At 62.7% G+C, this 12183-nt stretch carries 12 protein-coding genes; 7 read left to right on the forward strand and 5 right to left on the reverse strand.

The features are described 5' to 3' along the window. Window positions 1-109: 109 nt before the first annotated feature. The 7 genes from AC1Q6C_RS03005 to fadD11 are packed head-to-tail and all read left to right on the forward strand — an operon-like array spanning window position 110 to window position 8379. A complete protein-coding gene (locus AC1Q6C_RS03005; RefSeq protein ID WP_492666361.1) occupies window positions 110-1666 on the forward strand; it encodes a flavin-containing monooxygenase in 1557 nt (518 codons plus the stop codon). Next, the gene (locus AC1Q6C_RS03010) at window positions 1666-2598 is read left to right on the forward strand and encodes a metal-dependent hydrolase (RefSeq protein WP_003940129.1); all 933 of its coding nucleotides are present in this window, start codon (window positions 1666-1668) and stop codon (window positions 2596-2598) included. Before AC1Q6C_RS03005 ends, AC1Q6C_RS03010 begins: the two co-directional genes overlap by 1 nt. Continuing rightward, entirely contained in the window at window positions 2595-3686 is a 1092-nt protein-coding gene (locus tag AC1Q6C_RS03015; RefSeq protein WP_007733536.1) for a PDR/VanB family oxidoreductase, read from the forward strand. Before AC1Q6C_RS03010 ends, AC1Q6C_RS03015 begins: the two co-directional genes overlap by 4 nt. Next, a complete protein-coding gene (locus AC1Q6C_RS03020; RefSeq protein WP_007733538.1) occupies window positions 3683-4183 on the forward strand; it encodes an SRPBCC family protein in 501 nt (166 codons plus the stop codon). The genes AC1Q6C_RS03015 and AC1Q6C_RS03020 overlap by 4 nt, the downstream gene beginning before the upstream one ends. After that, window positions 4180-5613, forward strand: coding sequence for an aldehyde dehydrogenase family protein (locus AC1Q6C_RS03025; RefSeq protein ID WP_047270965.1), 1434 nt, complete (start codon window positions 4180-4182; stop codon window positions 5611-5613). The genes AC1Q6C_RS03020 and AC1Q6C_RS03025 overlap by 4 nt, the downstream gene beginning before the upstream one ends. Before the next feature lie 4 nt (window positions 5614-5617). Further along, window positions 5618-6580, forward strand: a complete 963-nt coding sequence (locus AC1Q6C_RS03030; RefSeq protein ID WP_125051842.1) for an SDR family oxidoreductase — start codon at window positions 5618-5620, stop codon at window positions 6578-6580. Further along, window positions 6577-8379, forward strand: a complete 1803-nt coding sequence (fadD11, locus tag AC1Q6C_RS03035) for a fatty acid--CoA ligase FadD11 (RefSeq protein WP_492666362.1) — start codon at window positions 6577-6579, stop codon at window positions 8377-8379. Before AC1Q6C_RS03030 ends, fadD11 begins: the two co-directional genes overlap by 4 nt. Here fadD11 and AC1Q6C_RS03040 read toward each other — a convergent pair. The 5 genes from AC1Q6C_RS03040 to AC1Q6C_RS03060 form a co-directional block, all read right to left on the reverse strand. Further along, complete coding sequence (locus AC1Q6C_RS03040; RefSeq protein ID WP_007733546.1) at window positions 8355-9440, reverse strand: sulfate/molybdate ABC transporter ATP-binding protein; 1086 nt, start codon at window positions 9438-9440, stop codon at window positions 8355-8357. The two genes, fadD11 and AC1Q6C_RS03040, sit on opposite strands and share 25 nt — an antisense overlap. Further along, window positions 9437-10246, reverse strand: coding sequence for an ABC transporter permease (locus AC1Q6C_RS03045; RefSeq protein ID WP_020970514.1), 810 nt, complete (start codon window positions 10244-10246; stop codon window positions 9437-9439). The genes AC1Q6C_RS03040 and AC1Q6C_RS03045 overlap by 4 nt, the downstream gene beginning before the upstream one ends. Next, a complete protein-coding gene (gene modA, locus AC1Q6C_RS03050) occupies window positions 10243-11052 on the reverse strand; it encodes a molybdate ABC transporter substrate-binding protein (protein ID WP_209909671.1) in 810 nt (269 codons plus the stop codon). The genes AC1Q6C_RS03045 and modA overlap by 4 nt, the downstream gene beginning before the upstream one ends. A gap of 25 nt (window positions 11053-11077) precedes the next feature. Continuing rightward, a complete protein-coding gene (locus tag AC1Q6C_RS03055) occupies window positions 11078-11473 on the reverse strand; it encodes a TOBE domain-containing protein (protein WP_003940157.1) in 396 nt (131 codons plus the stop codon). Window positions 11474-11598: 125 nt separating this feature from the next. After that, entirely contained in the window at window positions 11599-12177 is a 579-nt protein-coding gene (locus tag AC1Q6C_RS03060; RefSeq protein WP_007733549.1) for a carboxymuconolactone decarboxylase family protein, read from the reverse strand. Between the last annotated feature and the right edge of the window lie 6 nt (window positions 12178-12183).

Here is a 12183-nt window from a genome sequence, read left to right on the forward strand (position 1 = left end):
TCGCCCGATGTCAATCAGTTGAATTCTGACATCAACCGCTGTTGACATCACTTGATGTCAGACTTACTCTTCGTTCAGTTGTTCACGCACCAATCAGGAGGCGTCACACATGGTCGACATCGACCCAACCTCGGGGCCATCGGCCGGTGGCGAGGAAACTCGAACTCGCCGAACACGAGTCGTCGTCATCGGAGCCGGTTTCGGCGGCATCGGAACGGCTGTCCGCTTGAAGCAGTCCGGGATCGACGACTTCGTCGTTCTGGAACGTGCCGCGGAGCCCGGGGGGACCTGGCAGGTCAATACCTACCCCGGTGCACAGTGCGACATCCCGTCGATTCTGTACTCGTTCTCGTTTGCGCCCAATCCGAACTGGACGCGGCTGTATCCGCTACAGCCCGAGATCTACGACTATCTCCGGGATTGCGTCCATCGCTTCGGACTGGCCGGTCATTTCCACTGCAACCAGGACGTGACAGAAGCTTCGTGGGACGAGCAAGCCCAGATCTGGCGGGTACACACTGCGGAAACCGTGTGGGAGACACAGTTCCTGGTCGCGGCCACCGGCCCGTTCAGTGCCCCCGCCACACCCGACCTTCCCGGGCTCGAATCGTTTCGTGGTCAGATGTTCCACACCGCGGACTGGAACCACGACCACGACCTTCGCGGTGAGCGGATAGCCGTGGTCGGCACCGGTGCCTCTGCGGTGCAGATCATCCCCAGACTGCAACCGCTCGCGGACACGTTGACCGTGTTCCAGCGGACACCGACGTGGATCCTGCCGCACCCGGATCAGCCGATGACCGGCTGGCCGAGCGCTCTCTTCGAGCGGGTGCCGCTCACCCAACGACTGGCACGCAAGGGACTCGACCTGCTCCAAGAAGCCCTGGTACCCGGATTCGTGTACAAGCCGTCACTGCTCAAAGGGCTGGCCGCACTCGGCCGAGCACACCTTCGCCGGCAGGTGCGGGACCCGGAGCTTCGCGCAAAGCTGCTCCCCCACTACGCATTCGGATGCAAGCGTCCGACGTTCTCGAACACCTACTATCCCGCGCTGGCGTCACCCAATGTGGAGGTGGTGACGGACGGAATCGTCGAGGTGCAGGAGCGCGGAGTCCTCACCGCGGACGGCGCCTTCCGGGAAGTCGACACCATAGTCATGGGAACCGGCTTTCGTATGGGAGACAACCCGTCGTTCGACATCATCCGGGGCAAGGACGGCCGCAGCCTCGCGCAGACGTGGAACGGCAGTGCCGAGGCCTTCCTCGGCACCACCATCAGCGGGTTTCCGAACTTCTTCATGATCCTCGGCCCCAATTCCGTGGTCTACACCTCGCAGGTCGTCACGATCGAAGCGCAGGTCGAGTACATCGTGAGCTGCATTCTTCAAATGGACGAGCGCGGCATCGGCAGTATCGACGTCCGGGCAGACGTGCAGAGAGAGTTCGTGCGCGCGACCGACCGCCGACTCGCCACCAGCGTATGGAACGCCGGCGGGTGCAGTAGTTACTACCTCGTCGACGGCGGCCGCAATTACACCTTCTATCCCGGATTCAACCGATCCTTCCGCACCAGGACCAAACGAGCCGACCTCGCTCACTACGCGCAAGTACAACCCGTCTCGTCCGAATCACTCACCACTGCCCGAGAAACCGTGAGGAGCCGATAATGCTCGGCATCAACGCCTTCCGAGGCACACCCGTCGTCGCACCGTCCGGCGCGCGCCGCTACACCGACGAAGCACATGCGATCGCCGCCCGTGACGTCGAATTCGACTGGGACGGCGTACCACTGCATTACGTGCCGAACGAACCGATGGTCACCCACGTCATCAACTTCATGCATCTCGTGTTGCCCGAGGGAGAGCGGGCCATGTCCGCAACGCTCGCCGAAGCGCTCCCGCTCATCGAGGACCCCCGCCTGCACGAAGAGGTGGTGGGATTCGTCGGCCAGGAAGCAACACACGCGTCGTCGCACAAAGGTGCACGCGAGCATCTTGCGGACCTCGGCATGGACATGAAACCGATGTCACGCCGGATGGACTGGCTCGTGGACAAGATATTGGGCGACAAAGGATTGACCGGAAAAGCCAAGCACGCCTGGCTCTGTGAACGTCTCGGCTTGTTTGCCGCGATGGAGCACTACACGGCGGTGGTCGGGGAATGGCTGCTCACCGATCCCGCCCTCGAAGATGCCGGCATGCACCCGACGATGCTCGACATGGTCAAGTGGCACGGCGCCGAGGAAGTCGAGCACCGCAACGTGGCCTTCGACGCCTACATGTACGTGGACGGTAGCTACGCCCGCCGCGTTCGCACGGCGCTACTCGCCAGCTTCACGTTGTTCGTGTTGTTCATCGCCTCGATGAACTACCTCTTCCGGCAGGACCCGTCGAAGGCGAAGGGCCGCCTGTGGCCTCTGCAACTGATCAGCGCCACTCGCCGCGGACTGGTCCCGAACATGAAATTCCTGATCACCGAGATTCCTCCGTATCTGCGGCCAAGCTTCCATCCGTCCCAGATCGGGGACATGGACGTAGCCATGCGCTACCTCGCTCGCTCACCTGCCGCCAATCGTTCTTCCGAAAAGAGTGAAGGATGAACAAGACGACTGCCGACCGTCCTCACGACGCACAAGACTTCACACCGACCCGGTCGTTGAGGATTGCCGCACAGGCGACGAGCGCATACCGTCGAATCTTTGCGTCAAGTCCTGCAGCGCAGATACTTTCGCGTCCCAACCCGGTCCGCTACAGCGGATTCGACATGACGCTGGACGTGAAGTCCGTCCGGTTCGAGTGCGCAGACGTCCTGAGTGTCACCTTGACCCCGAGGGAAGGAATCACCCTGCCGTCGTGGATTCCCGGCGCCCACCTAGACGTCATTCTCCCCTCGGGAAGGCAACGACAGTATTCGTTGTGCGGAGACCCCGACGACTTGACCTCGTATCGGATCGCCGTCCGGCGGATCGACGAAGGCGGGGGCGGCTCCCGCGAGATACACGAGTCGCTGAAACCCGGAATGGTTGTCGACGTACGAGGGCCGCGGAATGCATTTCCTTTTGTCACTGCTCCGTCGTACCTCTTTGTTGCGGGCGGAATCGGGATCACTCCGATACTTCCCATGGTGCAACGCTGTCACCGCCGCGGAGTCCCGTGGCGATTGGACTATCTCGGACGAACTCGGGCAGCTATGCCATTCCTGAACGAGATCGAGGAGTATTCCAGCGGCCGGGTAACCATCCGACCCGACGACGAGCTGGGTCCGACGGATATCGGAACACTCGTCGCTGCTGCGGATCCAGGTGCCGCGGTGTACACGTGCGGACCGGTTCCGCTGATGAACACGGTGCGTGCGGCAACTTTCGCCGCCAACCCGACCGGATCGGTGCACAGCGAGAGGTTCTCCCCACTCCCGGTAGTCGACGGCAAGGAGTTCACGGTGCATCTGGCGCGCACCGGTCTCACCGTCGATGTGGGCGAGTCCGAAAGTGCATTGGCTGCAATACGACGCGTACTTCCCGGAGTAGCGTATTCATGCCAACAGGGCTTCTGCGGTACATGCAAGGTCCGGGTGCTCTCCGGGACCGTCGAGCATCGAGACACCCTCCTCACCGAATCCGAACGTACTGGTTCGATGTTGACCTGTCGATCACGTTCCACCGGTGGGTCTTTGGTGGTGGACCTGTGAAGGGAAAATTCTCTCTTTCTGCGGCCGACGCAGCCTTCATCCGCTCCGCTCCGCTGGTGATCACTCACCGGATCGAATCCGAAGCGACGTGTGAAAGCTTGTGGCAGACGTTGACCTCGGACGGAGCGCTCACGTCGTGGGCGCACGGGATCACCGGAGCCGACTGGACCTCGGACAGACCATTCGGCGTCGGGACTACGCGAACCGTGCGAGCCGGCGCTTTTGCTGCACTGAACGAGCGATTCTTCCGCTGGGACGAGGGGCGCCGGATGTCGTTCTACGTGGAGTCGGCGTCACTTCCGGGGTTCAAACGCTTCGCTGAAGATCTGGTGTTGGAACCGACTTCGACTGGCAGCCGCCTCACCTGGACGTTCGCTGTGCAAGCGCAGCCGTGGTTCGCCCCCATTCTGACTCTGTCCCGACCGATCCTCCAACGCGTCACCCGCGGCTGGGCCGACGGCGCCGTCCACCACACACTTCAAGGAACTCCACGATGACGGCGACCGAGATCGACACGACCACACAGGCGTCCGACGACACAGTGACACAGGCAGTGCGCGACGCCCGTACTGCTTCCGAATGGTGGGCAGAACTGACATTCGAGCAACGCGCTCGTCGACTGGATCGGTGGCGAGGAATCATCGCTCGTCGCGCATCCGAACTCGCCGACGTCGTGCACCGGGACATGGGCAAGCCGCACCCTGACGCGATGCTCGAAATCGCCATGGCACTAGAACATCTCGCGTGGGCGTCGAAGAATGCCCGAAAGGTATTGGGCAGGCGCAGCGTCCGCTCCAGTTTGTTGACGGTCAATCAGGCCGCCTCGGTGGAGTATCGACCTCTCGGGGTGATCGGTGTGATCGGTCCGTGGAACTATCCGGTCTTCACCCCACTCGGTTCGCTCTCGTTCTCGCTGGCTGCAGGCAACGCCGTGGTCTACAAGCCGAGTGAGTTCGCACCGGCAGTCGGGCAATGGTTGGGCCGCGCCTTCGCCGAGGTCGTCCCTGAACATCCTGTGCTGCAGGTCGTCACGGGCGATGGTTCGGTCGGCGCGGCACTGTGCCTGGCCGGTGTCGACAAGATCGGGTTCACCGGATCGACCGCGACGGGCAAGAAAGTCATGGCAGCGTGCGCCGAGACCCTCACACCGGTGTTGATGGAATGTGGTGGTAAGGACGCGCTCATCCTTGATGCCGACGGAAATGTCGGTGCCGCCGCGGATGCTGCGGTGTGGGGAGCATTGTCCAACTCCGGTCAAACCTGTCTGGGCGTCGAGCGTGTATACGTGCACGAACATGTCTACGGCGAGTTTATCGACAAGACAATCACTTTGGCTGCCCGAGTTCATGCGGGTCCGGGTGCCGAAGACAAGATCGGTCCGATCACCATGCCCTCGCAAGTGGCTGTAATCCGGCGCCACATCGACGACGCGATGTCGCGGGGTGGACGTGTCGTTCTCGGAGGGCTCGGCTCGATCTCCGGCCAGTACGTGCAACCGACCATCATGGTCGACGTCCCCGAAGACAGCCTCGCCGTCACGGAGGAAACTTTCGGCCCGACGATGACGATCACCAAGGTCGCCTCGATGGACGAGGCGGTGGAGTTGGTCAATGCGTCGCCATACGCATTGGGAGCAAGCGTGTTCGGCAAGGACGGAGCGGCTGTTGCCGATCGGCTCCGATCCGGAGGAGCGTCGGTGAACTCTTACGTGATGTATGCCGCGGTTCCCAACCTGCCACTGGGTGGGGTCGGAGCATCTGGTTTCGGACGCGTTCACGGCCCAGATGGTCTGAAGGAGTTCACCTACGCTCGTTCGACGACTCGGCAACGATTCCGTTCGCCCCTACCACTGACGACGTTTCGAAGGACCGCCCGAATCGACTGGCTGGTCAAGGTTCTCATCCGCGCGCTACACGGAAGGCACTGAAGCAATGACGGGACGCTTGTCCGCAATTGCGGGAACAGTCCGCGATCTGGGCATTCCACTGCCCGGACGCCGACTCGACTACGACGTCGCCGGGAAGGTCGTACTGATCACCGGTGGAGGCGACGGTATCGGTGCAGCGCTGGCGCGCACTCTCCACCGGCGTGGGGCCACCGTGGCACTGGTCGACGTCAACGAGAGTTCATTGGCAACGGCCGAGCGCTCATTCGAGTCACAGCGAGTCGTGACGGTGACGGCCGATGTCCGAGATCGGAACGGCATGACCGCAGCCGTGCAAACGATCATCGAGCAGCTGGGCAGAATCGACGTCGTGGTGGCCAACGCCGGAATCACCCCTCCCCCGGCAACATTGCGCCAGATCGATCCCGACGCCTTCGATCGTGTGCTCGACGTCAATCTCACCGGCGTCTTCAACACCGTGCATCCGACCATCGACGAGGTGATCCGCAACAGTGGGCACATCGTCGTCGTGTCATCGGCGGCGTCGTTCGCCCCCGGTTTGGGCGGCGCTTCGTACATGATCAGCAAGGCTGGGGTCGAAGCGCTCGGCCGGGCGCTGCGTCTCGAGGTTGCCGGCTACGGCGCTACTGCCGGCATCGCGTACTTCGGGATGGTGGATACACAACTTGCACGCGCCACACTCGACGACGACGAGATCGGGCGCAAACTCGACGCTCGACTACCCGGTCCCCTCCGTCATCGAATCTCCCCGGACCGTGCCGCCACCGTGATCGCCGACGCGATCGCGCGCCGCGCCGCCCGGACCCTTGCCCCCGCTGCCTGGGAACCCTGGGCGTGGGGACGCGGATTCATCAATGTCCTTGCCGACGGTTACCTGGCAAAAGACAAACAGGCACACGACCTGATCCGCGAACTCGAAGACAGAACCACCGCTGCGGCCCCGACGAATGCGTCAGCCCTGACAAAGGCATCCAGGAGAACATCATGACTACGTTGTGTGCAGCCTTCCAGCGAGTGTCGGCGGTAGCGCCCGACGCGGTGGCCCTGCGAGACATCGGCGATGCGCGAACACTGACGTGGCGCGCGTACGGCGAACAGGTTCGCGATGTTGCCGCGGGATTGGCCGGAATCGGCGTGGGACATGGCGATACGGTTGCATTGATGATGAGTAACCGCATCGAGTTCTACCCGATCGACGTCGGCGCCCAACACCTCGGCGCGACATCCTTCTCCATCTACAACACGTCGGCACCCGAAGCCATCCAGTACATCCTCGCCAATTCCGGTGCGCGAGTCCTCGTCTGCGAGGCCCAGTACGTGGATACCGTTCGCCGATCCGGTGCCACACTCGACACGATCGTGGTCGTCGACGCGCAACCGTCTGCCCAGCAGTCCGGCACCCTGACGCTGGAGCAGATGAAGTCCTCAGCTGCCGCCGATTTCGATTTCGAGAGCACCTGGCGTGCGGTGAAACCGAACGACGTCGCCACGTTGATCTACACCTCCGGCACGACCGGCAACCCCAAGGGCGTCGAGACGACTCATGCCTGTCTGTTGTTCGAAACCACCGCCGTCAGTGCTGTACTCCCCGTCGAGTTCGGTGACCGCATCACCTCGTACATGCCGTCGGCGCACATCGCCGATCGGCTCACCTGCCTGTACATGCAAATGGTGTTCGGCACCCAGATCACTGTCGTGCCGCATCCGAGCCAGGTAGCGGCTGCGCTTCCGGACTGTCGCCCCACGATCTGGGGCAGCGTCCCCCGTGTGTGGGAAAAGCTGAAGGTTGCAGTCGAATCGGCCGTCGCCAACGAACCGGACGACGCGCGGCGAGCGGCATTGCAGTGGGCACTCGACGTCGGTCGCACTCGGCTCGCACACTTGCGAGCCGGTGAAACAGTCCCCGCCGAACTGGAAGCGGACTACGCCCGAGCCGATGCAATGGTCCTCTCCGCTCTGCGTGCGAAACTCGGTTTTGCCGAACTGAAGTGGGCCATCTCTGGCGCCGCACCGATTCCGCCGGACACCTTGGCATTCTTTGCAGCCCTGGGAGTTCCGATCTCGGAGATCTGGGGAATGTCCGAGCTGACATGCATTGCGAGCACCGCACCGGCCGAGCCGACCAAGCTGGGAACGGTCGGAAAGTTGCTTCCAGGCATGGAAATGCGCATCGAGGCGGACGGCGAGCTACTGGTTCGAGGACCGTTGGTCATGAAGGGGTACCGCGGCGAACCGGCAAAAACAGCCGAAGCGATCAGTGCAGACGGTTGGCTTTCGACCGGAGACATCGTCACGGCCGACGCAGACGGATACCTCACGGTGATCGATCGCAAGAAGGAGCTGATCATCAATGCGTCGGGAAAGAACATGTCCCCCGCTGCCATCGAGACCGCAGTGAAGACGTCGTCGTCGTTGATCGGTGAGGTCGTGGCGATCGGAGACGGCCGAAAGTTCAACACAGCGTTGATCACTCTCAGCGCCGACGCCGCGGTCGGAGCGGCACGCTCACTGGGACTTGCGGCCGAGGCCGCGGTACTCGCCAAGGACGCTCGGATCGTCGACATCGTTGCAACTGCTGTCGCCGAGGGAAACTCGCGTCTGTCGAGGGCCGAGCAGATCAAGCGGTTTCACGTACTCACCACGTTCTGGGAGCCAGGCGGCGACGAGCTGACACCGACGATGAAGCTCAGGCGCAAGCCGATAGCCGAGAAGTACGCGTCCGAAATTGCAGCCCTCTATGCGAATTCGGTCGTAGAGGACGTCTACGAGCCTGCGCCCTGCGCATAGATCAGCGTCTCGGTGGCCTTGACCACAAACGTAGCGGCCGATCCCGGAACCAGATCGAGCTCGGCCGCTGCGCTCGCCGTGATGTCGGCAGACAAGCCCGGCTGGCCGGCTTCGTCCTCGGCTCGGACTCGGACGACATCGCCTCGATTTTCGATCTCCGCGATCGTGACCGCAAACGCGTTTCGTGGGCTCCCGTGAGGCGGATCCAGGTAGACCGACACTGCTCGCGGCTCGAAGACTGCCACGGCGGCACTGCCGGCCGGTAAGTCGGTCTCCGTCTGGCCCGCGATATCCACCCCGACCGGACTTCTGAGCATTCCGTCTCCGGCCATCGTGCCGCTGCGCAAGTTGATCCCTGCGATGCGTGCTGCAAATGCACTACGCGGGCGAGTCAGAACTGTTCGTACGTCACCACGTTCGACGACCCGGCCGCCGTCCAGCACGACAACGGTGTCGGCAAGGGCCAGCGCATCCAGAGCGTCGTGCGTGACGAGCACGGCCGTGCGATCTCCTGTTCGGAGCACTCTACGCAGCAACGACCGCAATGCCGGGGCGGAGGCGACGTCGAGCGCAGACATCGGTTCGTCGAGCAGGAGTAGTTCGGGTTCAGCAGCCAATGCCCTCGCCACTGCGACTCGTTGCGCTTGACCGCCGGAGAGCTGTGACGGCTTGCGGTCAGCCAATTCGGCGGCGTCGACTGCGTCGAGCCAGTGGCGCGCGGAATCGGCGGAATCGCGACGCGACCGCCCTGCACTGCGCGGCGCGAACGCCACGTTCGCGGCCGCACTGAGGTGGGGAAAGAGAAGTGCCTCTTGCGCGAGTAGAGCAGTGCCGCGCCGATGCGGCGCCAACGCGACTCCCCTACCGGTATCGGTGAGAACGCGAGAATTCAGTTCGATCAACCCACGCCGCGGGTGATGTAGTCCGGCAACCGCCGCCAGTACCGTCGACTTGCCTGCGCCGTTCGGTCCGAGGACAGCGGTCACCTCACCGGCCGCGACGTCGAACGTCGCAACGACATCGCGCTCCGGAATCTCGATGTCGACGTGGAGGCCACTCACAACGAACCCGCCGATCCGCGTCCACGCACCGCAACCACGATGACCACCGCGACTACGACCAACACCAGCGAAAGCGCTACCGCTGCATCCGGATCGGTCTCACGCTGGAGATAGATTTCCAACGGCAGGGTACGCGTGACCCCTTGCAGACTTCCCGCGAACGTCAGCGTTGCACCGAACTCCCCCAGTGCGCGAGCGAAAGCCAGCACTGCCCCTGACACCAGACCGGGAAGCACCAGCGGCAAAGTCACCCGGCGAAGCACGGTGGTCGGGCGGGCTCCGAGCGTCGAGGCTACGGCCTCGTATCGTGTGCCCGCAGTGCGTAGCGCACCTTCGAGGCTGACGACGAGGAACGGTAGCGCGACAAACGTCTGCGCCAGGACCACCGCGGTTGTCGAGAATGCTATCTGGATGCCGAGCACTTCCAACTGCTCACCGATCAACCCTTTGCGCCCGAACGTGTACAGCAACGCGATACCGCCCACCACTGGCGGCAGAACCAGCGGGAGCAGAATCAAGGATCGAAGAACGGACAGTCCCCGAAAATGACTGCGCGCCAACACCGCGGCCATCGGTACCCCGAACAGGATGCACAGCAGCGTGCTCATTGCCGCTGTCTTCAAACTCAGTTTCAACGCGGCAACCGACGATTCGGAAGTCACGAGTTCCCAGAACTGCGACCACTGCACGGTGGCCAGCATCGCCGCCAAGGGCGCGATGACAAACGCTCCGCCGATCAGCGCCGGAAGGTAAATCCATACCGGCAACCCGAGCGGAGCCCGGACCGCCGGTCTTAGGTGTGTCACGGGGCAGCGAATCCCGCGTCACTCAGAACTGCCAGGCCCTTGGGCCCCTTCACGAGATCGACGAATTTGGTTGCCGTTCCCGAATTCTTCGAATCCTTCAGCACCGCAATCTGGTACAGGTTGACCACCGTGGTGGCTTCCGGGAACGCGACGGTCTGAACCTTGTCACCAGCGGACTTCGCGTCGGTGACGTAAACGATGCCGGCATCGGCCTGCCCGGACGTCACCTTGTTGAGAACGTCGGTCACCGACGATTCTTCGCTGACGGGCGAGAGGGTCTCGCCTGTGGCCGTCTCGACCTTCTTCGTAGCCGCGCCACAAGGGACCTGCGGAGCGCAGATCACCAGTTGCGTCCCCTCCTTTGCCAGATCGGCGAACGACGCGATTCCCTTCGGATTGCCCGGCGGCACAACAATCGTCAAGGTGTTGCTCGCGAGGTCCGAGGGCGACCCCGCGACGACGCCGGCGTCGGTGGCCTTGGTCATGTTGGCGGCGTCAGCCGAGGCGAACACGTCAGCCGGTGCGCCCTGAGTGATCTGAGCGACGAGGTCCGAGGACCCGGCAAAGCTGAAAGTGACCGATGAACCGGGGTTCTCGGACTCGAATTCCTTGCCGAGTTCGGTGAAGCTGTTCTTGAGTGACGCCGCCGCGAAGACGGTGATACTTCCCGTGGCACTCTCACTCGAAGTGGTTGTGGTCGGAGCGGCCGACGACGTCTCCGACGAAGAATTGTCGGAGGAACTACAACCGGTCACCAGGGCAAGCGAAAAGGCACCTGCTGCAACAAGTCCGACTACACGCTTCACGAATTTCCTCCAGTATGTTCAAAAACTACGGCGTTTCCACGATGACCGTGGTGGCCTTCACGATTGCGACTCCGATACTCCCGACCTCGAGTCCGAGCTCCCGAACCGCGTCGGTACTCATCAACGAGACGACAGTGAAGGGCCCACACTGCATTTCGACCTGAGCCATCACCTTGTCGGTGACGACCTTGGTGACGAGGCCGGCGAACCGGTTGCGGGCCGAACTCGCACCCGTGAGCGGATCGGCCGGTGCGGGTCCGGCGTTGGACCGGGCGAAGCCCGCCAACTCGGCACCGTCGATGACCTTGCGGCCGGAGTCGTCCGTCGTCGCGGTGAGAAGCCCACCGTCGACCCACCGCCGGACGGTGTCGTCACTGACACCGAGCAGGCCGGCAGCTTCGCGGATTCGAATGTTGGGCACCAGGTGATCGTAGGTCGCAAGTGCGGACCTAACAAGCCGAAATGCTCCGCAGATGCGTGAACTAGTCAATCATGATCACGTATCTGCGGAGCATTGTCGATAGTTGCCGTAGACGAATCAGCGCATCATTCTTCTGCCCAGGGCACACGGCAGGAGTCGGTGCTGAACCCCTGCTCGGTAATCCCCAACGCCGAATACATCCGGGCGCGCATGTTTTCGAGCCCGATCTGATAGGTCAGTTCCACGACGCCCGCTCGCCCGAACCTGCGCTCGAGATCCGCGACCTGTTCGTCCGTCACCCCGTTCTCCCCATGGGGGTCACCGGTCATGGCGTCGGCGTAGGCGATCGCGGCCCGCTCGTCTTCGCTGTACTTCGATGAATCCCGGTAGTTCGCGATCTCTTTCAACTTGTCGATGTCCAAACCGTCCAAGCGCGAGAGCATCGTCCCGAAGTCGACACACCACGAGCAGCCGACAGTCCAGGCGACGCGATAGACGGCCAGTTCACGAATGTTCGACGGCAGCACCTTCGACGCCTTCTGCACAGCCATTTCGTGGCGGGCAGCCGCTACGAACAATTTCCGATGGTTGGCCAGGACGGCAAAGGGCTCGGGGACTTCGTCGTACTGCCTGGCGGCGAATTTGTATGCCACTTTGATCAACGGACTGGCTTCTGACGGTGTCACTGCGGGAATGCGAGTCATGGCAAG

The organism is Rhodococcus sp. MT28 (assembly GCF_058792695.1).